This is a genomic window from Planotetraspora thailandica (assembly GCF_016863335.1).
Classification (GTDB): Bacteria; Actinomycetota; Actinomycetes; order Streptosporangiales; family Streptosporangiaceae; genus Planotetraspora; species Planotetraspora thailandica.
Map to the genome: position 1 here is coordinate 1 of NZ_BOOR01000112.1, position 530 is coordinate 530.

At 72.3% G+C, this 530-nt stretch carries 1 protein-coding gene; it reads left to right on the top strand.

Annotation, left to right across the window (positions count from 1 at the left end):
• The coding region (locus tag Pth03_RS41065) for an HNH endonuclease signature motif containing protein (protein WP_203949945.1) at positions 1 to 530 on the top strand (530 nt) is incomplete at both ends.

The window sequence follows — 530 nt, forward strand, 5'->3', positions numbered from 1 at the left end:
CAGATCCCGCTCGCGCTTTTGCGTCAGTGGCAGAGCGACCTGCCCGCCCTGGGCGGATGGGCCCGCCTCATCACCGACATCCTCCGCCAACTCGACCACCCAGACATTCACCCGGGCACAGGCCAGGGCGGCGTTTCGGGCGGGGAGGCGGCTACCGGGCCCGTCATCAGCCCGGCCGACCGGCAGCGGCGCTTCGCCCAGACCAGGCTCCGCCGATGGATCCAGATGCGCGACCGCGTCTGCCTCCACCCCGGCTGCCGCGCCCCCGCCACCCGCGCCGAACTCGACCACACCCACCCCCACCAACACGGCGGACCCACCACCGCCGCCAACCTCGCCGCCCTGTGCAGCCACCACCACGACCTACGCGACCACGGCTGGCAACTCATCCCCACCACCCCCGGCCACCTGACCTGGATCAGCAGAACCGGCCACCACTACCCCGCCCACCCACCCCGCGTCATCGAACCCCTGCCAGAACCCCAACCCACCACCACCGACCACCCCGGCTGGGAAAACGACCTCCCCCC